Source organism: Anaerobacillus alkalilacustris, assembly GCF_001866005.1.
Taxonomy (GTDB): Bacteria; Bacillota; Bacilli; order Bacillales; family Anaerobacillaceae; genus Anaerobacillus; species Anaerobacillus alkalilacustris.
Genome location: NZ_MLQR01000038.1, coordinates 1 through 25,017 on the forward strand (window position 1 = coordinate 1; position 25,017 = coordinate 25,017).

At 35.5% G+C, this 25,017-nt stretch carries 19 protein-coding genes and 4 pseudogenes; 14 read left to right on the top strand and 9 right to left on the bottom strand.

The window, feature by feature from the left end; all coding sequences use genetic code 11:
- Window positions 1-558 precede the first annotated feature (558 nt).
- The 3 genes and pseudogenes from BKP37_RS15535 to BKP37_RS15545 all read left to right on the top strand — a co-directional run.
- Window positions 559-935, top strand: a pseudogene (locus tag BKP37_RS15535) (HAD family hydrolase); the annotation flags it as partial.
- Between the two features lie 486 nt (window positions 936-1,421).
- A complete protein-coding gene (locus BKP37_RS15540; RefSeq protein ID WP_071310543.1) occupies window positions 1,422-2,324 on the top strand; it encodes an ABC transporter ATP-binding protein in 903 nt (300 codons plus the stop codon).
- Entirely contained in the window at window positions 2,317-3,570 is a 1,254-nt protein-coding gene (locus BKP37_RS15545; RefSeq protein WP_071310544.1) for an ABC transporter permease, read from the top strand. The genes BKP37_RS15540 and BKP37_RS15545 overlap by 8 nt, the downstream gene beginning before the upstream one ends.
- Window positions 3,571-3,714: 144 nt before the next feature.
- Here BKP37_RS15545 and BKP37_RS20195 read toward each other — a convergent pair whose 3' ends face one another.
- The 5 genes from BKP37_RS20195 to BKP37_RS15565 all read right to left on the bottom strand — a co-directional run bounded on the left by BKP37_RS20195 (window position 3,715) and on the right by BKP37_RS15565 (window position 8,106).
- The gene (locus BKP37_RS20195) at window positions 3,715-3,885 is read right to left on the bottom strand and encodes a hypothetical protein (protein ID WP_169823160.1); all 171 of its coding nucleotides are present in this window, start codon (window positions 3,883-3,885) and stop codon (window positions 3,715-3,717) included.
- 363 nt (window positions 3,886-4,248) lie between these two features.
- Window positions 4,249-5,985: an ABC transporter ATP-binding protein gene (locus BKP37_RS15550; RefSeq protein WP_071310545.1), complete on the bottom strand. Its 1,737-nt coding sequence runs from the start codon at window positions 5,983-5,985 to the stop codon at window positions 4,249-4,251.
- A gap of 157 nt (window positions 5,986-6,142) precedes the next feature.
- Window positions 6,143-6,862: a hypothetical protein gene (locus BKP37_RS15555; RefSeq protein WP_071310546.1), complete on the bottom strand. Its 720-nt coding sequence runs from the start codon at window positions 6,860-6,862 to the stop codon at window positions 6,143-6,145.
- On the bottom strand, window positions 6,846-7,736 hold the full coding sequence (locus tag BKP37_RS15560; protein ID WP_071310547.1) for an ABC transporter ATP-binding protein: 891 nt from the start codon (window positions 7,734-7,736) through the stop codon (window positions 6,846-6,848). Before BKP37_RS15560 ends, BKP37_RS15555 begins: the two co-directional genes overlap by 17 nt.
- Entirely contained in the window at window positions 7,726-8,106 is a 381-nt protein-coding gene (locus tag BKP37_RS15565) for a GntR family transcriptional regulator (RefSeq protein WP_071310548.1), read from the bottom strand. The genes BKP37_RS15560 and BKP37_RS15565 overlap by 11 nt, the downstream gene beginning before the upstream one ends.
- A gap of 243 nt (window positions 8,107-8,349) precedes the next feature.
- Between BKP37_RS15565 and BKP37_RS15570 the strand changes: the two genes are divergently transcribed.
- From BKP37_RS15570 to BKP37_RS15595, 8 genes and pseudogenes are all read left to right on the top strand, one after another.
- On the top strand, window positions 8,350-9,174 hold the full coding sequence (locus tag BKP37_RS15570; protein WP_071310549.1) for an ion transporter: 825 nt from the start codon (window positions 8,350-8,352) through the stop codon (window positions 9,172-9,174).
- Window positions 9,175-10,286: 1,112 nt separating this feature from the next.
- Window positions 10,287-11,798 (top strand): vanadium-dependent haloperoxidase, encoded by a 1,512-nt coding sequence (locus tag BKP37_RS15575; protein WP_071310560.1) that lies wholly within the window; start codon window positions 10,287-10,289, stop codon window positions 11,796-11,798.
- Between the two features lie 607 nt (window positions 11,799-12,405).
- Window positions 12,406-12,668 (top strand): annotated as a pseudogene (locus tag BKP37_RS21050) (transposase family protein); the annotation flags it as partial.
- 72 nt (window positions 12,669-12,740) lie between these two features.
- Window positions 12,741-12,869: pseudogene (locus tag BKP37_RS21055) on the top strand (transposase); the annotation flags it as partial.
- Window positions 12,870-13,077: 208 nt separating this feature from the next.
- The gene (locus tag BKP37_RS15580) at window positions 13,078-14,709 is read left to right on the top strand and encodes a spore germination protein (protein ID WP_084034767.1); all 1,632 of its coding nucleotides are present in this window, start codon (window positions 13,078-13,080) and stop codon (window positions 14,707-14,709) included.
- Between the two features lie 22 nt (window positions 14,710-14,731).
- Window positions 14,732-15,919, top strand: coding sequence for a Ger(x)C family spore germination protein (locus BKP37_RS15585; protein ID WP_071310550.1), 1,188 nt, complete (start codon window positions 14,732-14,734; stop codon window positions 15,917-15,919).
- A gap of 17 nt (window positions 15,920-15,936) precedes the next feature.
- The gene (locus BKP37_RS15590) at window positions 15,937-17,040 is read left to right on the top strand and encodes a GerAB/ArcD/ProY family transporter (protein WP_071310551.1); all 1,104 of its coding nucleotides are present in this window, start codon (window positions 15,937-15,939) and stop codon (window positions 17,038-17,040) included.
- 140 nt (window positions 17,041-17,180) lie between these two features.
- Entirely contained in the window at window positions 17,181-18,296 is a 1,116-nt protein-coding gene (locus BKP37_RS15595; protein WP_071310552.1) for a GerAB/ArcD/ProY family transporter, read from the top strand.
- On the opposite strand, the gene BKP37_RS21140 is transcribed toward BKP37_RS15595, so the two are convergent.
- Both BKP37_RS21140 and BKP37_RS15605 read right to left on the bottom strand, forming a co-directional pair.
- A complete protein-coding gene (locus BKP37_RS21140) occupies window positions 18,297-18,608 on the bottom strand; it encodes a YczF family membrane protein (RefSeq protein ID WP_483860435.1) in 312 nt (103 codons plus the stop codon).
- Between the two features lie 509 nt (window positions 18,609-19,117).
- The gene (locus BKP37_RS15605; protein WP_071310554.1) at window positions 19,118-20,032 is read right to left on the bottom strand and encodes a cupin domain-containing protein; all 915 of its coding nucleotides are present in this window, start codon (window positions 20,030-20,032) and stop codon (window positions 19,118-19,120) included.
- Window positions 20,033-20,389: 357 nt separating this feature from the next.
- On the opposite strand from BKP37_RS15605, the gene BKP37_RS15610 reads away from it, so the two are divergent.
- A complete protein-coding gene (locus tag BKP37_RS15610; protein ID WP_071310555.1) occupies window positions 20,390-21,043 on the top strand; it encodes a M48 family metallopeptidase in 654 nt (217 codons plus the stop codon).
- Window positions 21,044-21,219: 176 nt separating this feature from the next.
- Here BKP37_RS15610 and BKP37_RS15615 read toward each other — a convergent pair whose 3' ends face one another.
- On the bottom strand, window positions 21,220-22,017 hold the full coding sequence (locus BKP37_RS15615; RefSeq protein ID WP_071310556.1) for a Cof-type HAD-IIB family hydrolase: 798 nt from the start codon (window positions 22,015-22,017) through the stop codon (window positions 21,220-21,222).
- 229 nt (window positions 22,018-22,246) lie between these two features.
- On the opposite strand from BKP37_RS15615, the pseudogene BKP37_RS15620 reads away from it, so the two are divergent.
- Together BKP37_RS15620 and BKP37_RS15625 are read left to right on the top strand one after the other, a co-directional pair.
- Window positions 22,247-22,909, top strand: a pseudogene (locus BKP37_RS15620) (5-methyltetrahydropteroyltriglutamate--homocysteine S-methyltransferase); the annotation flags it as partial.
- 145 nt (window positions 22,910-23,054) lie between these two features.
- Window positions 23,055-23,822 (top strand): carbon-nitrogen hydrolase family protein, encoded by a 768-nt coding sequence (locus BKP37_RS15625; protein ID WP_071310558.1) that lies wholly within the window; start codon window positions 23,055-23,057, stop codon window positions 23,820-23,822.
- Window positions 23,823-23,983: 161 nt separating this feature from the next.
- On the opposite strand, the gene BKP37_RS15630 is transcribed toward BKP37_RS15625, so the two are convergent.
- On the bottom strand, window positions 23,984-24,475 hold the full coding sequence (locus tag BKP37_RS15630) for a CBO0543 family protein (RefSeq protein WP_071310559.1): 492 nt from the start codon (window positions 24,473-24,475) through the stop codon (window positions 23,984-23,986).
- Between the last annotated feature and the right edge of the window lie 542 nt (window positions 24,476-25,017).

A 25,017-nucleotide genomic window follows, 5' to 3' on the forward strand; every position in this document is an offset into this window, starting at 1 on the left:
AAAGAGATGTCTGTAAGGATTTTCGTTTTAGCTTAAAAGAGTAACGTGTAAGCTTTTAATAGAATTGGAGAGTAAGAAAACAAGGACTTGTAAAAAAATGACATACAAGCCCCGGGTATCCTATTGCCTTTTTTCCTAAGTTGGTTGATAAACTTTTCTTTAGACTGGATTATATTTTCCTGATTTAGAGGTTTAGATGTAATTTGTAAGTTATTGGCTCTTTAGCCTGATGACATTGAGTAAGACCCCCACCTCAAAACGTAAATAAATCGAAAAGTTTAGGTGGGGGATGAAAGAATCCCCCCACTGAAGTTCAACTTTATATCATATTCCAACTTTCCAACGTCCTCTTCCAACAAGTATATGTATCTAGAAGAAGCTAAATAAAGAAGCATTTTAGTGAAGGAAGTTAATTGGATTGAAACGTAAATAAGTTAAACAAGCCCATCTGTTTCTTAGTGTATGATAAAATAAAAGGAACTTAAATACAGTAGGAGGAGAAAGTAGTGGCAGAAAATCCAAAAGCTATTTTTTTAGATATGGATGGTACAATCTTAAACTAAGTTTTCGAAATTTTATTTCTTTGCTAGAACGGAAAACATATTAATAGATGGAAACAGGAGCTTGATCTATTAAAGGAAGAGATCGATTTTTCTACCTCTATATCTTCCAAACACAATGTAGAAGTAATGGTAGCAAACGTAAATAAAGCAACAGGAATAAATCAAATCTTACAACGAATTAATTTATCTGAAACTGAAATTATGGTCATTGGCGATAGTGACAATGATTTACCAATGTTAAACTTTGCTCAGCATGCTGTTGCCATGAAAAATGCACCGGACTATATTAAAGAAATCGCCAATGCTGTAACGGAATATACTTGTTATGAAGACGGTGTATATCATTACCTTAAGTCTAAATTTAACTTGTAGCATACATAATAGGTATTACAATTTGTTGAAAAACATTGTCGTGTCCAATAAGCTTTTCAGTATGTCAGCTAAATCAATACCCGTTTGTATAAGAGAACTCGTTCTTGCTTCGCTAAAACATCGGAAATTCAGATGGAGTCTCAACTCCACCTAAATGAAGTTCCCACCTACGCTGCGCTTAGAGGTGGGTGTCTATAACCCTTAAGTACAAATCAGTTTGATAAAAAGTAACAGGAGCAGTAATAAAAAAAATTTTGCCTTTTTCACTGCATAATGAATTAATTGACTTCCAATTCCATTTTTCTGATGCTCAGGTAAAAAAATTATAAATCTCGAAACTTTTGTTATTTTTAATCGTATTAATCAATGGAAACCTATTTCGGTGCAACCAAAAGAAGTGTATGAGAAAAATATATCTTGTTGAACAACATTGCTTTATTTTTCGAAGAATCAGAGTTTACTAAGGTAAGTAGGAAGGAGAAGGACATGACATTAGAAATAAAAGGTATTAAAAAGAAGTTTGACCATCATTATGCTGTTGATGGTATCTCTCTTAGAGTAGAAAAAGGAGAAATGTTTGGAATGCTTGGAGCGAATGGGGCAGGCAAGACAACATCTTTTCGAATGATTCTTGGGCTGCTTGACCCTACAGAAGGAACGGTCACTTGGGATGGAGAGCGGATCACTTATAAACGTACGCATTTAGTGGGGTATCTACCGGAAGAACGAGGATTATTTCCGAAATTAACAGTTAAGGAACAATTACTTTATTTAATGAGGCTAAAAGGTATGAAAAAGCCAGAAATAATGAAAGAAATGCGCCATTGGCTTGAGCGATTTCAAGTTCCTGAATATGAGAATAAGAAGGTAGAAGAGCTTTCAAAAGGAAATCAACAAAAGATTCAATTTATGGCTGCGGTGTTACATAAGCCTGAGCTACTAATTTTAGATGAGCCTTTTAGCGGTCTTGACCCTGTCAACTCAGATATGCTAAAAAAAGCAGTGCTCGATCTTCAACGAGAAGGTACGACGATTGTTTTTTCAAGTCATCAAATGAGTAATGTAGAGGAACTGTGTGAAGATCTGATTATGTTAAAACGTGGGAAGCCAGTTTTGCACGGAAACTTAAGGGAAATTAAGCGATCCTATGGAATTAAAAGCGTTAGTATTCGTGCCGACTATGAGTTAGATTTCATCGAGTCTGTCAATGGAGTTTATTCAATGGAGAAATCAAAACACGGCGTAGTAGTAAAAGTGGAAAACGAAAATGTGGCAGAAGATATTTTCCGTAAGATTACGGAAAAAGGTTTTGTTCGTAAGTTTGAAATGGAAGAACCGTCGTTACATGATATTTTCATTGATAAGGTTGGGGGTGATGCAGATGAATAATTTCTGGATAACGGTGACGCATACTGCAGCAAAAAGACTTAAGTCGAAAGCATTTATGTGGTCGACTATTATTATGTCTGTCATCGTCATTGGATTAATGAATATTGGAACGATTGTAGATCTTTTTTCAGGAGACGATGAAAAAGTTGAAAAATCTACTATTGCGATCGTTAGTGATACGGTAAATAATGACATTGTAGAGTTACTCGTTTCTTTTAAAGAAGGGGAATTTAACTATATAAATTATAGAAATGGTGATTTAGAATCGGCAAAAACAGCAGCAGAAAATAATGAATATGATTATGTGCTTGCAGTATCTGGGGACACTCTAAATCTAGAAGCAGAACTTTTCGGCGCGGGTACTAACTTTATGTTGTCCCAGCAAGTGAGAATGGATGTTCAACGTACGAAGGAAACCGTTGTTACGAATAAACTAGGTTTAAATGAAGAAGAATTAGCGATGATTTACAATCCGATTAATTTTCGCGAATTACCTCTAAGTGAAAATGGAACTGTACAAACAGAGGAAAGTCATATGCAATCTTATTGGATGGTTTACGGACTAGTATTTGCTATTTATATGATCATAATATTATTTGGATCAATGATCGCTACCGAAGTAGCTACAGAGAAATCGTCAAGGGTAATGGAACTAATTGTATCAAGTGTAAACCCAGTAACCCAAATGTTTGGTAAAATCATTGGGATCGGACTTTCTGGAATTGTTAACTTATTGATCATTTTAGTTGCTTCTTATGTTGGTTACATTATTAGCGGTGCGAATTACCTTAGAACACTCTTTAGTGATGTCATTGACGTTTCACTATTAGGATATGCTTTTTTACTTATCGTATTAGGGTATTTATTATACGGTGGAGTAGCAGCTATGCTCGGTGCGCTAGTAAGTCGAGCAGAAGAAGTAAATCAAGCTATACAACCGCTTATCTTTCTTGCGATGATTGCATTTTTCGTCTCAATTTTCGGTCTTAACGTACCAGATGCGAGCTACATTACAGTTTTATCTTATATACCGTTCTTTACGCCACAATTGTTATTCCTTCGTATGGGAATGACCACGGTACCTACATGGGAAATCTTAATCATTCTAACTGTTCTTATTATAAGTGTCATACTAATTAATATTTTAGCGGCACGTATTTATAAAGGTGGTGTGCTCATGTATGGTAAGTTTTCATTTAAAGATGGCATGAAGCAGGCACTCCGTTTAGGGAAAAGAGAAAAATAAGAATTAATCAATGTATTAGGCTCAAGCGATAACTGAATCAAGGTTATCGCTTTTTTGTCTTTATCGTAAAATGGAAATCTAATTTCCTTGTTTGGTGATAGGCATTGGCATAAAATAGGAACCAGTACCTGGTTCCTATTACAATTAATGATTATTTGGGTTTTTTAATTGAGATTTGCTACCTCGTTTAGAGTTATATTCCGTTCCTTTATTATTATCACCACTAGCTATCTCTTGACCAAATTCCGTGTCTAACTTACCGCCTCTACTTGGTGAGCTTTGATTTTTACTACCTTTATTATTACGTTTTGTCATCATTACACCTCCTATTTTACATGCATTATTATCATTCCAAGCTTTCTTTGATTCATTACAACATCTTTTAAAAGATGATTAATTATTGAGTGGAGAAATTTCTTATGCAAATTCCAGAAAAGATTGCGAGAAGACAAAAGAGAAATGCTTTTAACGTAACAGTGGTACAATCAATAAAAGAAGATCCACTTCAAAAAGAAGTGGATCTTACTTTTATTTAGACTTTTCACAATAATTTTTGACCAAATTAATTAACTATAGGAGTTGCTTTTTTTACATGGTAAGGAAGTTTAACTTCTGAGTTACAAAACCGTCTAACTCCCGTGCCAATCCCTCGTGACTAAGGCGTTTGTTCTTTTCTTATTAGGCTAATTGTTGTTCTGCAAATTCTCTATAGAGATCATGGGATTGAACAAGTTCTTGATGAGTTCCGATTCCTGTTACTTGACCTTTTTCAATAAAAATGATTTTATCAGCATTTATGATCGTTGATAAACGATGAGCGATAACAAAGGTTGTTCGGCCTTCCATAAGTCGCGTTAAGGCTTGTTGTACAATTCCTTCTGATTGACTATCTAGGCTTGCTGTTGCTTCATCCATCATTAACATTTTCGGATCTCTTAAAAATGCTCGCGCAATAGCGATTCGTTGTCTTTGACCACCTGAAAGTTTGACGCCACGCTCACCGACCTCTGTATCAAGGCCCTTCGCAAACTCTTTAATAAATTGATCTGCATAGGCCATTTTCGCTACTTCCCATAGACGAACATCGTCAATATCGTTACGATCCTCTAACCCATAGCATAAATTTTCTCGTATTGTTCCTACCATCATCGGGCTATCTTGTGAAACATATCCGATTTGTTTTCTCCAAGAATACATTGATAGGTCTTTTATAGATGTGCTGCCTATTCGAATATCACCAGAGGTTGGCTCATAGAAACGTTCGAGCAGTCCGAACATAGTTGTTTTTCCACCACCGCTCGGACCAGCAAATGCAACCATCGACCCTGGTTGTACGTCAAATGAAACATCTTTTAAGACCGATTCCTCATCACTGTAGGAAAAAAAGACATGATCGACATAAACCGGTTGGTTGGATATATTTATATCTTTTCCTTCTTGTCCATCTTCTACATTGACATCCAAAATTTCGATGATACGTTCTGTAGCCCCTTTTGCTTTTTGAAGTTGAGTGAAAAACATAGTGAAGGACGTTATCGGAAAAATGATTTGGAAAAGATACAGTAAAAAAGCAACAAGTGAACCGGTAGACATTGTGCCATCTGCTACACGAATACCACCATATCCAATAATGATGACAATAACGACCATGACCACGAGATACATAAGTGGTGCGACAAGAGCAAAAATTCGACCTTCTCTTAATCCGTAGGAAAAAAGTTTGTTAATGCCAACTAAACCTTTCTTTTCTTCAGTTGCTTCTGCATTGGAAGCTTTCATCAATCGAATTTCGCTAAGAGTTTGTTGTACATTTCCTGTAAAATTCGCCGTTTCATCCTGGAGTCCACGAGAGATTTTTGACATTCTTCTTCCAAGAGGGACCATAAAAATGACAGTGATTGGAACGGCAATTAACATTAATAATGTCATTTGCCAGTCCATAATAAACAAGATGATAACAGCACCTATAATTGTAATGATCCCACTAATAAATTGAGGGAAGTGCTGTGAGATTAAGTCTTTTACAATACCTGTATCATTAACGACACGGCTGACAGTTTCACCACTTTTATTTTTATCAAAGTAATTAACGGGTAATCGTAAAAGTTTGAACCACATTTTTTCTCGTAAACTTGCAACGATTTTCTGACCTGTATAGACCAATGCATACATCGATAAACCGTCGATGACGGCTTGTAAAATAAACACGATTATGATGGCAGCGATTAAGAAAGTATTCAAATTTTCCATTGAAAAACCATCGACCATTTCTCTTGTAAGAAGTGGGATACTAAGTCCTATAAGTGTTGTAATAAGACTGCAAATAAGACCAATTGCAAGTGCGAATTTAGGTATTTTGGTAGATAAAATAAGACAGAAAAATGGTTTAAGGGTATTTTTTTGTTCTTTTTGCATGAAGTTGCTCCTTTTTTACTGAGGTCATAGACCTTCCCACTGTTTCAACATACTATACGGTAAAGTATAACACTTTTACTTAGGTAGCTGTCTAGCGTAAGCCTTATGGAATAATAATGGGACAAAGATTCAGTTCATTGTCCCAACCCTCGGTTCATTACTCCAACTTAATCGGTATTCGTTTCGTTATTTTGCGAATAATGAATAGTCCAAGTCCCAATAGGAGTAGCGTACCGAGAATTGATGATGGTAGTGACATTGTCGGTTTTGAAATTTTCAGTAATGCTGCTAATGGGTGAGATAGGTCTCCTTCCCAAAGTAGGTCTGTTAGTGACATATATAAAATCGCAATTAGTATTGAACCAAATCCACCCCAACCGCCGAACCGGTAAAAGCCTAGCGCAATTATCCAACCAGCAACATAGTAAGAAATAATAATTAGGCTGAATGTAACGAACGAAAGTAACCAAGATGAATTTTGTTCGACGAAATGTATATAAGCACTTCCGAAAGAAATAGTTGTATAAGTTTCAATTAACGTAAGAACTGATGTTATGATTGTTGCGATTAACATAATTGAAAACCCTACTAAGGTGGCAGCGATTACTGAACCTGTATAATAATCTTTTCGGGTAATCCCGTTTTTTACAAAATAGGTGAGAAAGGCGAAACAAGAAACAATTCCAATGATAAGCATGTAAATTTTTGATGACCGAAAAATAAATGAGATAAAGTTTTCGTCTAATTTCTCAACAAATCCGTGGACAATTAAATAAATAGCAAAAACGATCGCGATAAACCATGAAGACCATTTCATCTGAATTGAAAATAAGTCAATTGATATTTTGGAACGTGTAGAACTAACGTTTTGTTTCATAATGTTCCTCCTCTTTTGTTAAATGGATAAATAAATCATGTAGGGAAACAGGGCCGATTTCAAGGCCTAGTTTTCTAGCCTCTTTTTGTGCGTCATCATTAATTTCACCATATGTCATGACCGATTTCGTCCTCCCGAGTTGTTGCATACTTAATTGTTTCATGCCTTTAACAAATTTTTCGACTTCACTAGCTTCGCCGGTAACTGAAGCCCCACGACTAATGAACTCGTCATACGGTTCGTCAATTATCAAATGACCATGATTAACAATTAATACGTGATCAAATAAATATTCCATTTCAGATACAAGATGAGTAGACAAAATCATGATTCTTGGCTGACGCACTTGTTCTTCCAAAACTTCTTGATAAAACAATTCTCTAGTCGGAGCATCCATACCTAAATATGCTTCATCAAAAATGGTGACTTGTGAGCGAGTAGCAAGACCGAGCGTGACATTGAAAGCAGACTGCATACCGTTTGAAAGTTTATTTAATGGCTTATTTAATGGAAGCTTAAATTTTGTAGCCAGCTGTTTCGCATAATCACGATCAAAGTTCGGGCGGTATCGTTCTGCAAACTCGAAATAACTCATGACAGTCTCGTCTTCGTCTTTGTAATTTGTATTGTATATAAAGCAAACATGCGGCATGATTTTACTATTTTCAAATGGATTTTCTCCACCGATGAGAATGGTACCTGATGTAGGCTCGATAAAAGAGGCTAATAGTGACAGTAATGTCGTTTTTCCAGCGCCATTTCTACCGAGTAAACCATAAACTTTTCCTTGCTCAAGGGTAAAAGACACTCCCTTAAGTGCTACAAAATCTTTATATCTCATTACTACATTTGACACTTTCACGTTAAATTCCATCTTCTTTATGCCCCCTTAATTTTTGAATGATGTCATAAATATCCTCATCTGTTAAGCTCAGTTTTTCGGCTTCCTGCAGCATAGGTAACACAAAGGTATCAGCAAACAAATCTTTTCGATGTTGTACTAACTTTTCCTTTGCTCCTTTTGCAACAAACATTCCTACACCCCTTCTTTTGTATATAATTCCTTCATCCACGAGTAAATTAATCCCTTTAGAAACTGTAATGTGATTAACCTTATAAAATTGAACCATTTGCGTCGTTGACGGAATTTTCTCATGTTCCTTTATTTGGTCTTTAAATATCTGGTCTTCTATTTTTTCTTTGATTTGTAAAAAGATTGGTTTTTTATCATGAAAAAAACTCAACAGTAATCACCACCTTATAGTATTAGTTATACGGTCATATAGTTATATATATAACTATAATCGCAAAAGGTTTCAATTGTCAAGATCTGGTGCAATTTTGATGAAAAAGCCCCGTTGATTGAAGTTCAGCTTTATAAATCAAAATTGATGAAGTTTTTTGCCCCTTATTGTAATATATTAAATAGGTTAAATGGTATAATAATAGAGAAAACATTAGTAACTTGATGGAAGGGAAAAATAGTCATGGAATTGAAAAAGAAAGAAGAAATGAATAGTACCAATATCTCTTTTCGAACTACTATTAGACAGCTGGTCGAGCATAAATATTTTCAGCCAATGGTGATAGCAATAATTCTATTAAATGGACTTATTATCATTAGTGAGACATATTTTAACGGGAATCATCTATTATTAGCATTAGATAAAATCATTGTTTGGATCTTTGTAGTAGAACTACTAGTAAAAATCATTGGCTTAGGTTTCAAAGGTTATTTTTCTGATCGATGGAATTGGTTTGATTTTAGTATCGTCATAGGAAGCTTAGTGTTTTACTCAACACCATTCGTTAGCGTACTAAGGTTAATCAGGGTATTACGTTTGATAAGAATGATTCCAGCAATTCCTGCTTTACGGAAAATCATTGACTCATTAATGAAATCCGTACCAGCGTTAACAGGGATTTTAGGGTTAACACTTTTGATTTTTTCTATTTATGCGATTATTGGAACAACCTTTTTTAGTGAGGTTCTTCCTTATGAGTTTTTTGGTAGTTTTCATACAGCGCTTTTCACTTTGATGCAAGTAGTAACGTTTGAATCTTGGGCCAGTCAGGTGGCTAGACCAATCATTAGTGAAGTGCCATGGTCTTGGCTCTACTTTGTAACCTTTATCATTATTGGAGCATTAGTGATTTTAAACCTTGTCGTAGCCGTTATCTTAAGCTATTTGTCCCAAGAGGACGATGCGAATCGAGAGGAACAAATGGAGCGATTATTTAAAGAGAATCAAGAATTAAAGCAAGATATTCACGAAATTAAACAACTATTACTTGAAAAGAAGAAAGGTTAAAGGTTTTTCTTTACGGGTTGTATTCTGATATAAAAAGAAAAAAGTATCAGTCCATCTGGGGTGTATTTGATGGATAGGTATTTTTTTCTTTTCATAAACATTTAGCGCTTTGACTTTGAAGAAAAATCATGAATAAAACAATATTGATATGAAGTACTTAATCAAATGTAAAACACTTCGATTAAGTGCTTTTTTATATCATAATCAGAATTTATAAATTTCTAACTTGGAAACTGTCTAGCGCAAGCAGCCTACGAACTCGGTCACTTCAGTCAAGCTACTGACTTCAATAACTACATGAATAACGTCTAGCTTCATGCAGCTTTGCTTCTGCGGTTACTCGTCGCACGGAAAACAATTGCTCTTGAGCAAACGTAGTGGCACAGGAGCAGCTGCTCGTGACCAAGGCGCTTGTCTTGTTTCGATTTTGTCCTTCATCGGCTTAATGAAGAACACTTAGCATTCGTTTCAGCCTAGTTTTGACCTTCACCGGCTTAATGAAGAACACTTAGCATTCGTTTCAGCCTAGTTTTGTCCTTCATCGGCTTAATACAACTATTTTATTAGTAAATTTATGTCCGAATTAATGTGTATGAAATTGTATATAGAAATGTAAATATATATTGGCTAGTCTCTATGGACAATTGGTATAACATTTTGTGATACATATTTTGTATAAATTTTTTAGTAAATCCTTTTATATCAACAGAAATTGACCGTCAAATTAGCATAAAATTTGACGGTCAATTAATAATACATTTTTAATGTTTGCGATAGGTAACGGAACCCGTTATGGTAAGCATAGTATGTTTTATTATAAATTCTGATTATATAAAGAAGCGAATTTAGCATTAAACCCGCCTCAACCACCAATATGAGTTTTGATGCTTACGTTATTGTTAAGTGTGAAAAGCTAAAAATAGCGACGGAGAACGTGTGTAAATATAGGTTTGGTATGTATATTAATTATGGTTATTCAGTAGGCATATTTTAGGGAATTCAAATAGTTCTCTACCCGAATTTCATGCATATAATTTTGGAAGGAATTAATTTGCTTTCTTAATCTGTAAAAGGGTGGTGATAACTTGGATAAAAACAAAACGAGATGTGTCATGGGGCCAATAAGTGCAAAAGATAGAAGCAAAAAAGCGTACCACCTTCGTAAAAAAACTGCAAAAATATATAAGGAGCTTGCTCGTGTACATCATCAATGTAATGGTGATGAATTTAATTTTCGAAATAAAATTGGAAGTTTTTCAAAGGCATTACCACATAATTCTTTAGGTGAAGTTGACCTAAAAGCCTATAAAACGTATATTAAGGCATTAAAGAGCAGTAATCCTGATGACTTTGAAGCCATTCCTCTTGGAGGAGTTGTTAAACTTGCAAATCCACAAGCGTCATTTGTTTATGACCTAATCGGCGCCGATTGTCATCAATTAGGTTTACCGAGCCCCCCTGTGTTTAGCAGTTCCTGGGAGGCAAGTGAAATGGTTGAATTGTTGTGGAGGGCTTTAACACGAGACATTCACTTTGGAGAATACGCTACACATCGATCCACTAGAGAAGCTGCAAAAGAGTTATCAAGTTTATCAGATTTTCGTGGTCCGAAAGTAAAGGGGAATGTGACTACTCGTACTTTATTTCGCGGTGATACTCCAGGGGACCTCGTAGGGCCATATGTCTCGCAATTTTTGTATAAAGACATTCCGTTTGGAGCAACAACTTTACCTCAACGTTATCGTAGCACATGCAAAGGTTCTGATTATATGACATCGTATGAAGAATGGTTGAATATCCAAAACGGTGGAACTTTTGCAGAACCTAATTTTGATTCAACTCCGCGCTATATTCGTAACGGCCGTGATTTAGGGGAATATGTTCATTATGACTTTTCGTACCAAGGCCCACTTTCAGCTTGTTTGATCTTAAATCAATTTGGAAGAGAAGCGCTTTGTCCAAATAATCCATATATTAATTCTGCAAGTCAAGGTGGTTTTATTACATTTGGTGCACCGCATATTTTAGATTTAATCGCAAAAGTGACACGTGTAGCATTAGAAGCTGCGTGGTTTCATAAATTTTCAGTTCATTGTAGACTACGTCCAGAAGAGTTTGGGGGAAGGGTCCACAATCACCTAACGAATGCTGCCAATTACCCAATCCATGAAGAATTACTTCATTCGAAGGCGATAGCAAAAGTGTTCAAAAAGTATGGAACCTATTTATTACCAATGTCTTATCCAGAAGGGTGCCCGACCCATCCAGCTTATCCTGCTGGGCATGCTTGTATTGCCGGAGCAGGGGTAACCGTTCTTAAGGCATACTTTAATGAAGAGTTTGTTATTCCTAATCCAGTTTCAGCTAGTATGGATGGACTTAAACTAGTGCCTTATTCAGGAACTTCTTTAACAATTGGGGGTGAATTGAATAAACTTGCATCTAATATTTCATTTGGCCGAGATATGGCTGGTGTTCATTGGCGAACGGACGGCGTTGAGGGTATGAGGCTTGGAGAAGCGGTTGCAATTGAAGTCCTTAAAGATTATCGGAAAACGTATAACGAGAAATTTAGTGGATTTACATTAACAAAGTTTGACGGAACAGTTATCACGATTGAATAGAAATTAGTTCTACTATAAATAGGATTTTAAAAAGTGAAGCTTCTGAGAGAAGAGTAGAGTACGGAAAGAAGGAAGTTTTTGAGCTTGGTTTGACTATTAAATAAAGTATTTTGATAGCTTAATAATAAAATATACTAAGATTAGGATTAGGACTATAGCTCTACTTCGATGGGATTGTTATGAATTCCTAAACAGTCCTTAGTTTAATGATAGCGAGGTCGAGAAGCGTAGAAATAAGAGGAATCGGTCACGAAAGAAATGTATTCATGACCGAAAAACAATCATGTCTATTCGTTTTGGAGGAGTCTCAGTGTTTTATACTAATTTTTCATTGATTCACTCTATTTAGCCGGTGATTATCAGTACTGGTTTAGTTTCAGCTAATAGAGATTCCTCACTATTAAAACACGCTGAACTACAATCAGTAGGTTCTTACTGCTCTATAGAGTAGGATAAAAATACAAACACCGCAAATGTTCGTAAATAGTGGACATTTGCGGTGTTTATTTGTTTTTCTAGAAGTTCTACATACATAAATTTAAGTTATAAAATATTTAAAAATCAGGCTCTATAATAATTGTTGGGGTAGCCAAACAATTAGGTTCGTGGTGATATTCTTCTTTTTTTGGTGGAGGTGGAGCGTATAGCTCAAAGGTGCCCAAGATGCAATTCTATCACAGCTTGATTTCATTACCGAATTCAAAGGGTTCAACACTTAAAGATATTTGAGCGTTTAACACAGTTGTACTATAGAAAACGTAAATATGTTTGCCGTTGTGGTAAGCGATTTGTGAAAAAAACCTTTTGTAGAGCGTTATGACGAACATCGATCGAGTGGAACCAGTTGTTTCTATTCGGGCTATCAAAGGGACAGCACTTAGTATCAGAGTAGCGAAAATAAACAATTAGGAAATTGATTAATATAAGTAATCAAATGGATCTTTAGAAGGGATAAATACTTCTACAAAAGTCTTAAAAAGAAAAGCTTTTGGCTTTAGAAGTTTTGAGCGTTTCCGAGCGAAAATATTATTGTTACATCAGTATAAAAGAATAGGGTTTCATGTTGGATAGTACGCTTTATTAAAAAAGCCTTATCATTTTTCGAGGGAATTCCATCGGAAAATGATAAGGCCACCAAGCGAAGCACAGTAGCCTAAGGTTTATCTACTCAACATTTAACGGAGAACCATATCATGCATTACAGGGTATTTTTACATAACTGGTTAATATATGGTTAACATAAAACTAATCATTTTGTATCCATAAGGAGAAGAGCGTGATGGCTCCAAATGTCAATCAAACCAAAAAAACAAAGAAGCTTGCTGAGCTATTACAAGCCTCAAAAAGCGGAGAGATGAAACAAAGTGAACAAAGTAAACAAGCACAAAGCAATACGGATGAACCATTGATTAGTGATGAGTTAACGAGTAACCTTGACAAAATTTCAACTGAATTAGGCAATAGCTCTGACCTGGCCATCCGCCGTTTTACGGTGGCTACAGAAATTCCAAACCAAGGTGCTGTTATATATATTGATGGGCTCATTGATGAGGATGCTATTAGGGATTTTATTTTGGAACCGTTAATGGGGTTAGAAGTAAATGAAGTTGAAACCAAGGACGCTCCTAAGCATCCGATTTTACATACTGAAATAGAAACGTTGCTACCTTTTGTAGACATGGAAGAGATCACTGATTGGAAAAGCTTATACCTTTCATTATTGTCGGGTAAAACGATCCTCTTAGTCGAAGGTAGTCAAATAGGATTCGCGCTTAGTACCCAAAATGGTAATTGGAGAGGCATTCAAGAACCACAAAGTGAAATTTCCGTGAAAGGGGCAAAGGATAGTTTCATTGAGTCACTTAGCGTTAATTTAACCTTAATCAGGAGAAGGTTAAAAACTCAGAATTTATGGCTTGAAACGTTCGAAGTAGGTGAATTGACACAAACAAATGTAGGGATCATGTACGTAAAAGGAATTGTAAATGACAAGATTGTTCAGGAAGTAAAAGAGCGAATAAATCGAATTGACACAGACGAGGTTGTTACCATTGCTCAGTTCCAGGAATTTATTGAGGACGAAACATTTACACCGTTTCCGACTGTGTTTGTGACAGAGCGCCCAGATGTAGCTGTTGGCCATTTATTAGAGGGAAAAGTGATTCTCTTAGTTGATGGAAATCCCGTTTCATTAATCGTACCTGTAACCTTACCACAATTTTTTCATGCAGCAGAAGACTATTATCAACGCTATGATATTAGTTCATTAATTCGAATTTTACGGTATATTTCTTTTTTGATTGCCCTACTCGGACCTTCGATTTATGTTGCAGCCATTACGTTTCATCAAGATTTAATTCCAACAACACTGCTTGTAAGTTTAGCGGCTCAAAGGGAAGGAGTTCCCTTTCCGGCACTCATTGAAGCGGTATTAATGGAGTTTACATTTGAAGTGTTGCGAGAAGCGGGGATCCGCATGCCACGAGCAATCGGCCAAGCTGTCTCAATTGTTGGCGCCTTAGTAATTGGTCAAGCAGCTGTTCAGGCTGGAATAGTATCGGCATCCATGGTTATTGTTGTAGCAGCGACAGGAATTGCGAGTTTTACGACTCCTTCTTATGATCTTGCGGTGTCAGCGAGAATGCTCAGGTTTATTATGATGATTTTTGCGGGGACATTCGGTTTTTACGGTATTACGTTAGCGCTATTGATGTTAGTTGCTCATTTATGTAGTCTTCGTTCGTTTGGCATTCCTTATTTAACGCCATTTGCGCCGTTTAATTTGTCTGATCAAAAGGATGCCATTTTTCGGTTGCCGATATGGGCGAATCAAACTAGACCGCGATTATATAGTCAAAAAAACAAAAAGCGAATGAAGCAAGGTTTACAACCTTCGCCAAAGAAGACATAGACAGCAAAAAAGGGGAACAGTCATGGTTATTACGAAAAAAATTCTTTTTTTTCTTTGGAGTCTGCTCGTTTTGTCAGGGTGTTGGAGTCAAAATGAATTAAATGAACTAGCCATTGTTTCGGCGGTAGCGATTGATTATATGGAAGACCTTGATGAATATCTAGTCTCGTTCGAAATTCTAGACCCTCTTGAAGTGGCAGGAGGTGAACAAGGTGGTAGTGGGGTTACGACAACCATTTATGAAGCGAGGGATGCGACTTTGTTTGGGGCCATTCGATTGGCATCGAGAACTTCACCACGAAGGTTATATTTTCCTCATATGCAATTAATGGTCATAAGTGAAGCAATTGCTCGAAGCGGGATTGATGAAGTTCTTGACATCTTTGAACGAAACCGCGATTCTAGGTTAACGGTTCCGGTGGTGATTAGCCAAAAAGGAAAGGCGGTTGAAGTTTTGGAAATCTTACCTTCGCTTGAACGGGTTCCGTCTAATTACCTCTTTCACACCTTAACCGTAACGGATGATCTTCTTGCACGAAATAGAGTGGTAACGATGTTAGAAATCATTAATGCGCTTACGAGTGAAGGCAGAGAAGTAGCGTTAAGTGGTGTGACTATTATCGGTGATAAAGAAAAAGCGAAAACATTGGATAATATCCAAAGGGCAAAATCGTTTGCTACGACTCAAGTGTTTGGGCTTGGTCTGTTTAAAAATGGAAAATTGCAAGGTTGGTTAAAAGAAGAAAACGCTCGTGGGGCCTCGTGGGTGATGGATGACGTTGACAGTACCGTTATGACGTTGCCTTATGAAGACCAAGAAGATGTGATTGCTGTAGAAATTGTAAGATCTGAAACGGAACTAACCTTTCTTAAAATGAAGCCAGAGCCTACATTTAAGGTTTCAATTTCGACAGAGGGCCATATCGTTGAGGTGGATGTTCCCATAACGCTTTCTGAAACGAAAGAAATAAATAAATTAGAGGAACAGTTAGAGAAGCTAATAAAAGCAGAAATTGAAACCGCCATTAGAGCAGCCCAAAACGTTCAAAGTGATATATTTGGTTTTGGTGAAATATTGAACCGTAGTAACCCAAAGGAATGGAAAGAAATCAAAGATCAGTGGCCGGAGCATTTTGAAAAGTCAAAATTTATCGTAGAAGTAAATGGTTTTATTCGAAGAACAGGTATGAGAATGGAGCCTCTTCATTAAAGGGTAGGGGATCAAAAGTGGAAAATGCAAAAATCAATGGGTTTCAACTTTTTACGTTAATGATGTTTTCACTTTTGGGAACATCGCTTGTGATCGGTGTGGGTCTTGATGCAGCGAAAGATGTTTGGATTGCCATCTTGTTAGGGCTACTAGGTGGGCTCCTGCTGTATTCTTTGTACTACTTTTTATACAAAAACTATCCAGACGTACCGTTCACAAGCTATTCAAAAGAACTTTTAGGCCCTTATATTAGTTTACCAATTAATCTTTATTTCGTCCTTTACTTGCTTTATATCGCGACGAGGAACCTTCGTGATTTTGGAGATTTGTTGTTAACCGCTGTCCTCACTGAAACGCCCCTCTTTATCGTGAACCTATTAATGGCCGTGTCAGTCATGTATATTATTTATCTCGGTATTGAAGTAATAGCAAGAAGTTCTGAAATTTTCTTTTTTACCGTTATGTTGTTTGGCTTAACGTCTGTCACCCTGCTTTATTTTTCTGGAGATATTCAACTGATGAATCTATTGCCTGTCTTAGAGGATGGTTGGGGACCGGTTTTAAAAACGGTATTTCCAACAACCATTATTTTTCCATTCGGTGAGATTGTTGCATTTACGATATTATTGCCTTATTTAAACAAGCGCGAGCAAGCATTAAAGGTTGGTATAGGAGCGCTAATTTTAAGTGGCCTTATATTAGTTGTCAACAATACTATGTTTATTGCCGTATTAGGCGTTGATATAGCTCAAAGAACAACGTTTCCGCTCATTACAGTCATTAGTGTAATTAATATCGCTGATTTTTTGCAACGCTTAGATGCAATTGTCGTTCTGACGTTAATTAAAGGAGGGTTCTTCAAATTAAGTATTTATATATATGCAGCATTAGTAGGAATTGCTGATATTTTCAAGCTTGCTTCTCATAAAAAGCTGCTGTATCCAATCACTGGTTTAATTCTGCTTTCTTCCCTGATGATCGCTAGTGATTTTCCTGAACACTTAGAAGAGGGATTATTGATGATTAACTGGTTTCATATCCCGATGCAAATCGTCATTCCATTAATCTTGGCTTTGATTGTCATCTATAAAAATTGGAAAAAGGGAGTGAAAACGAGTTGAGGCTTGTGTAAGAGCCTTTTTAGCAAATAAAACTGAAAGTAAAAGTTTTATCAACTCTTAAGGGGAAGTAAGACCCCACTGATTGAAGTTCAGCTTTATGAAACAAGTATGCGAATGAAGCTAAAGGTAGGGAGACAATTATGGAGAATGCAAAAATAAACGGCTTTCAACTGCTTACATTAATCATGTTTTCTACATTAGGCACCTCTCTTGTGATCGGTGTTGGACTTGATGCGAAACAAGACGTATGGTTGGCAATTTTGATAGGGTTACTAGGTGGTCTTCTGCTATATTCCTTGTACTATTATTTATACAAAAACTTCCCAGATTTACCGTTCACAAGCTATGCAAAGGAACTATTAGGTCCTTATATTAGCCTGCCAATTAATCTTTATTTCGTTTTATACTTACTTTATTTAGCAGCGAGGAACCTTCGTGATTTTGGCGATTTACTATTAACTGCTGTCCTTACTGAAACCCCACTTTTTATTGTCAATTTGTTAATGGTCGTGTCCGTCATGTATGTGATTTATCTCGGTATTGAAGTGATGGCAAGAAGTTCTGAAATTTTCTTTTTTGTGATTATGTTGTTAGGTTTATCGTCTATCGCCTTACTTTACTTTTCTGGTGATATTCAGTTATCCAATCTATTGCCTGTCCTAGAGGAAGGCTTTGGACCTATTTTAGAAACGGCAATTGTCTTTCCTTCGACGATTGTTTTTCCGTTCGGTGAGGTTATTGTCTTTACGATGTTATTGCCTTATTTAAATAAGCAAGAGCAAGGATTAAAGGTTGGTATAGGAGCGCTAATTTTAAGTGGATTCATATTAGTTATCAATAATACCCTGTTTATTGCAGTATTAGGGGTTGATATGGCCCAAAGAGCAATGTTTCCGCTCATTTCAGTGATAAGTATTATTAATATCGCGGATTTTCTACAACGATTAGATGCGATTGTCGTTCTTACATTAATTATTGGAGGGTTCTTTAAGCTAAGTATCTTTATTTACGCGGCATTAGTGGGCATTGCTGATATTTTTAAGCTTGCTTCTCATAAAAAGCTACTGTATCCGATTACCGGGTTAATTTTGTTTTCTTCCCTAATGATGGCAGATAGTTTTCCTGAACATTTAGAAGAGGGAGCATTAATGATTAACTGGTTTCATAGACCCGTGCAAATGGTAATCCCACTAATCTTGGCTTTCATCGTCTTCTATAAAAAAAGGAAAAAATCATCAGATTTAACCAAAGGCTAGTTACTTTCGGAACAGAGAAACCAACTTATTGTAGGGTTTTTTAATTGTGAAAATGAGAAAAAATAACATAAATAATGCTTCGTACGGTTCCATTACTTGAAATGGTTTAAAAATATTTCTTACGATGTCGTTGTAAGAAAGTCCCAGCAAAATATCGAAAAAAATAAGGACGAATAGCATTAGCGCTGCAATTAATATAAAAATAAGTGTTTCTCTCATGAACATCACCTTTCTCTTCTGTAGACTGGCTATCTCCAGTGCAATTTGGAAAATAGTGTTGAACTCTTTTGAAAGTACTGAGCGGTTTTTCATACAATGTAAGAAAGAAAATACCTAACTTGGAAACTGTCTAGAGATTGGCTTCTGTCAAAAGGCGCCACAGTGAAGCTACTACTTTGATTTCTTCGAAGTTGCTTTGCTCTTGAGCAAACGGAGTGGCACAGGAGCAAATGCTCGTGACCAAGGCGCTTACGCTTTTCTTAGTATTTCATTCTTCGGTAAAAGTAAACCTTTTTAAAGGTATGTTTTGCCGTTTGAAAAGGTTTCTAATTACAAAAATCTGGGATATGGGTAACGGATGAATACTTCCTTGCTGCTTCAACAGGCAGTCTCCAGATTTTCAGAGACTGCCTGTTTACGTGAATCTGTATTAAAATCATGAGAATGTTAAGACACGATATCATCGTTTACCGAGGCTTTGCAGTTCCTGGAAGGCAAGTGAGGAGAACGAAAGGCTACTGTCTTTCGTTCTCCTCTATCTCAATCGACTCGGTCTACGTATAGAACTGTACCGCTTACGCTTTGCTAGTGCTATTGATTAATTAGTGATGGTGATGTTCTTCAGCCGCCATTGCAATTGCTTTTGTTTCATGTACAGTTCCAAATGGATGCTCGGGTGGGGCATAAATTGAGTAAAGTTTTAGTGGTATATTACCCGTATTAGTTAGATTGTGCCATTTTCCAGCAGGTACCATAATCGCAAAATCTTCAGAGGCATTTTTTCGGAAATCTAAATTATCTTTGCTGTCACCCATCTGTACAAGTCCTTGACCTTCTTCAATACGTATGAATTGATCAAGGTTTGGATGAACTTCTAATCCAATGTCTTCACCAACATTGATACTCATCAATGTCACTTGTAAATGCTTTCCTGTCCATAACGCCGTACGGAAAGTATCGTTTTGTTTCGTAACCTCTTCAATATCAACTACATACGGTTTACCACCATAATCTTTTATATGATGGGAAACTTCCTCGTTTAAATAACCAAATCGAGCAGCATTTTCTTTCTCGCTAGTAAAAGCCCACAAAAATACATTTCGAACGAATGGATTTTGAGTAAGTAATGAACTTTTTTGATATTCTTCATAACCTTCAATTTCTGCGTCATAAGCTTTTTCTAAACCTTCTTGATAACTATGAAAAGGAATTTTATCAATTTGGTACGAAGGCTGTCTCCCGGTAAGTGTCATATATAGATTAGAAAATTGCATGAATTGAGCTTTTTTACCTTCTAAAGCATAAAGAATGTCATTTTTATGATTATAATTAGGTGCTACATTTGCTAAACGACTATATAGATCAATGGCTGAAGCTTCTCTTTTAATTCCTGAAAGTATGGCATCAAAGACTTGTTGATCTTCTCCTTGATGACTTCTTAGTATGAAATCTGAGCTATTGGGTGTGTTAATAGTAGCGTAATAAGGGTATGGATATGAGTTAGGAACATAATACATTTTGATCATTCCTTTCTAGGTGTTATAAAATTATCATATGCCTATGCATTTGAAAGGTACTTCGTATGAAATTATTTGATCAGAATAGTTGCTTTTAGTTCAAAACCTCATTTTTCTAAGAAAAAGCGTAAGCGCCTTGGTCACGAGCGAAAGGACTGAAGTAACCGAGCTCGTAGGCTGCTTGCGCTAGACAGTTTCCAAGGTAGAAATTTATAAATTCTGATTATAAAAAAAAATTATGAATGTACGTTCTTGAAAAGTATAATTGAACTAGATTAGGAGGTGGCAAAAATGCCAATATTAACGGTGAAAATTCCTCTATAATCTGTAAATAATTAAATAAAGTGATGGTGAGTTATGAAAGTCGAAATTGGAAATGACATCATAGAGTTTGATATTCAATATGGAAAACGAAAGAAAATATATATTCATATAGCAACCAATGGATTTATTACAGTTAAGGTCCCTAAGGATACAAGTGAAGAAATGATTGTTAGCGCGATAGGAAAACAAAGTAAATGGATACAAGAAAAATTACAGGAATTGAAAGACGCACAAGAACCACCAAAGGAAAAACAGTATCAAGATCAAGGGAAGTTTATGTATCTTGGAAAAGAATACTATCTTCACGAATTAATTAACACCAGTGAATTAGGAGAAGAAGAACTGAAAGAAACACTAAAGAAATTTTATCTTTCTAGCTGTAAAAAAATAGTAGGTAAAAGGATTGAAATTTATCAAAAACAACTTGGAGTAAAGCCGAAAGTCATTGAAATAATAGAGTCAAAAGTCAAGTGGGGAAGCTGTAGTTCGACTAAAAAATTAAGTTTTAATTATCGCTTAGCTATGGCTCCTATTGAAGTGATCGATTATGTAATCGTCCATGAATTATGTCATCTGATTCATATGAATCATGATCGATCATTTTGGAGACGTGTTGGTAGTATTGTCCCAGATTATAAAAAAAAGGAAGAGTATTTAGCTAGGCAAGGTCAATATATGACACTCTAGGAAACAATTTTTTAAGCACCCCCTAATTTAAAAAGGATTGCAATCAATCATCTAATCTCATTAGTAACAATTATTTAAGAGTAGGAAATATGTAAAATGGACAGGTATCTTCACACCCTGTCCATTTTTTAGAATTTCAATATCAATGATAAATCTTTTAAACTAATCTCTTATTATTATATATTTAGTAAATGACGAACAGCATAGGCAAATCCATCTTCATCATTTGTCTTTGTTATGACATCGGCTTCTTGTTGAATGTAGAAAGGTGCGTTCGCCATTGCAACAGAAGTTGTGGCCACCATAAACTGAGAAATATCATTACCACCGTCTCCAAATGCATAAATTTCATCGAAATGTTGATTCGTATGTTGCTGATAACGAAGAAGAGCTTTTCCTTTTGTCGCGTCAATCGACGTAAACTCAACATTGTTTGGATACGAAGATGCCATCGACACTTCAATTTTCCCTTGTATTAATTCCTTAGCTTGATCAATTTTTTCGAGTTGATCCTTACGTGACACAGCCATAACTTTATAAATTTTGAGATTATCCTTCTGAAGAACTGAATCGTAATCGTAATCTTTAAAAACTAGATCAATCTCTTCATCACTTTTATCCATGATCATTGGAAATCTACAAGGAAAACCGCCTTGATTCGTATAGATCATCATCCATAATCCTAGTTCTTTTAAGGTTGAAAACAACTCTTTATAAATTGAAACTGGCAATGAGGCTTCATGTAGAACGTCTCTAGAAGCTGAGTATAAAACGGTCCCATTAATACTAAAAATAGGAGCTTCTATTTTTTGCACGGCTTCAAATTTAATCACATCTTCATACGCTCTTCCTGTGTTGAAGATAATGCTATGCCCTTGTTCTTTCAAATATTGTAAAACTTTGAGATTTTCTTCAGATATTTCATGTTGTGAGTTTAATAATGTACCGTCTAAATCAATTGAAAAACATTTCATTTTTTCATAGTTCCTTTCTGAATGTTTGTTATATTTACTATAACAAATATTTGGTATAGCAGAAACTATTTTATGCGGACTACATGGTGTCCACGAAAATTACAAAAATAGTGTATTTAGAACAACTAGCAGAAACTATGTTTTATTGACTGGCCATTCTTTAACTTAATAGGAATAGTTCAGTCCCTTTGTCCTATTTTTAAGAAAATTGTGTACAATTATTTATTACTATGTTATACGATTAGCCTCTAAACTTGTAAAAGGGATGTTAACAGGACCTGTTACTATATTAAATTGATTTTTTGTCCGTGATGACATTTCTCGTGCGGAAGTAGCCAACCAAATTGCTTTGGCGTTAAGAGCAGAAATCAAAGCGCTAGAAGATGCTGGCATTGCGATCATTCAAGTGGATGAACCGGCACTACGTGAAGGCTTGCCATTACGTAAAGAACACTGGGATGAGTATTTAGCATGGGGAGTAAATGCTTTTAAGTTAGCCACTTCAAGTGTCCAGAATGAAACGCAATTTCATACGCATATGTGCTATTGTGAGTTTAATGATTTTATAGGGCCAATTCGTGACCTTAACGCAGATGTTATTTCAATTGAAACGTCTAGAAGTCACGGCGAACTAATAAAATCTTTGAAACAAAATCTATATGACCTTGGTATTGGGCTAGGAGTTTATGATATTCATAGCCCACGTGTACCAAGTGTAGAAGAAATAGATGTGATTTTAAAAGATAGCTTAGAAGTAATTTCAAAAGAACAGTTCTGGGTTAATCCCGATTGTGGTTTAAAAACACGTAATGAAGAAGAAACCATTGCATCGTTAAAAAATATGGTGGTAGCTACACAAAAATTACGTCAACGTCAAAAACAATCAGTGTAAATGCTAATAGGATTGGGTTAGGTTTAGCGTACATTGTATTAGGTGCAAAAACTGACCTTACCTTACATCGCCTTTAAAATTTGAATATTAGGTTATGATCGTTGTAAGCTAGAGTTGAAATAATAATAAAGGAGTACATACATTTATGAGAAAGATAAAAGTTGCCTTATTACATTTGTTACTAGTTGCCGGTGATCTTAAACATAATCAAAGTCTTATTGAAAAAGCGGCTAAGGGAGCAGCAGAAAAAGGTGCTGATTGGATAATAACACCGGAATTGGCAACTAGTGGTTTGCAGTTCACCAATATTATAGGAGAAAATTGGATTGAGCATCAACCAAATAAATGGATGGTTAATTTTTCGAACTTTGTAAAATCGAATAATACAACTGTATTTCTCGGCTGTGCAGAAAGATCAGCTGAAGGGAAGTTACATAATTCAGTATTTGTCATTGATAAAAAAGGTAGGTTACTAGGAAAACAAACGAAAATTACAAGAGTAGATCATTGGTCTTCACCAGGTGAAAGTGTTGAAGCAATAGATTTAGGGTATATAAAAGTTGGTGTATTAATATGTGCAGATGCCTATCCGAAAACCATAGCTAGTACATTAGCGAAGAAAGGAGCAGAAATTTTAGTAGCCCCCTCATCTTGGGGACCAGGTTTACACGGACCAGAAGGAGAGTGGGAAGAAAGATCTATTGAGACCGGTTTGCCTATATTTGTTTGCAACCGTACAGGAGAAGATAAAACAGTGGCTTTTTGGGATGCTGAAAGTAGCGTGATAAAGAATGGAAAGCGACTTCTCTCACACAAATCTTCTTATTCCGCTATTTTAATGTTTGATTGGGATTTGGATAAGATGAATGTCATGAATTCTAAATTTGAAGTCTTTACTTTAGAAGAAACATAGGTAATCTTCATTGGGAAATTTTATTAACGGATCGATAATACTTACTTATTATGAAGGAGAGATGGGCTTCAAAACTACTACCAATACGTGAGATTAAAAGGTAAGCTCACTGATCGGTAGTAATTTCATTCGATTGAAAATTGAGAAAGATTAAAATGTGATTAATTTGTATTACAAGTTTTTTGATCAATTATATCTAGCAAAACCATAACACTTCTAATCGTTAATTTTGCACTTGATATAGTTAAAAGTGAGTGAAAAACGGTCCACCCCTTACCGTATTTAATTAGTTTTGTTTTTCTCTCTAAAACACCTTCTAATAATCCTTGAGGTAATGCAAAAAGCCATACTTTCCAAAGTGCACGCTTCCAATTGTCTTTTATCGTTGTTCTACAAAATAAGGTTGTCAGCGTTGAACATAAAAAATAATCATATATAATGCTACTTTTATAAAAGGTAGGTAATAACCTAACCGGATATTTCAAATAACCTTTTGATGCTAAGGCGGATGCTACAAAAATATTTACGTAAGAGTTAATGAAAAAAGTAAGAAGCCATTTTCTATAATCCTTACCGATAATAGATAGTGGTGTTATTAAAACAACTAAGCAAATTAGTGTATATAAGATATTTTTTTCAAGTTTATTTAACATATGATCCACCATTCTTTAAATTTTGTAGTTATTTAGTCCTGAATATTTTTACTCGTTTAGATGAATTTATGCAATTACTTGGTAAATAAAAATAGTTTCATTTTATGAATATCTTATTCAATCGTTTTATCAAAATTATTTAGAATAAACCTTTATCACACTCTTAAGCGGCCGATATAGAATAACATTCATCAAAGAAAGCTGAAGATTAGTTCAGCTTTATGGAAACTACTTGGTTTCATCAACCTTAAAATGATATTATGAATAAAAAATTATGGAGAATATCATGACAACACTAGTGTTGCACTAATTTTGTTTTACTATTAAAAACATTCGAAATCTTCAATAAATTATTTTATGCAAAGAAAAAGTCCTTTATAATGGATAAGTCAGGTGGTAACCCGTCCAAATCCACTAATAAAGGACACATCTCATGGACAAGATTACACGAAAAACTTCATTTGGACAATGGTTTTCACCAATAAATCTTGAATTATTTGAAGAACAGGTGAAAACACTGAAATTAGATTTTTATACGAAAA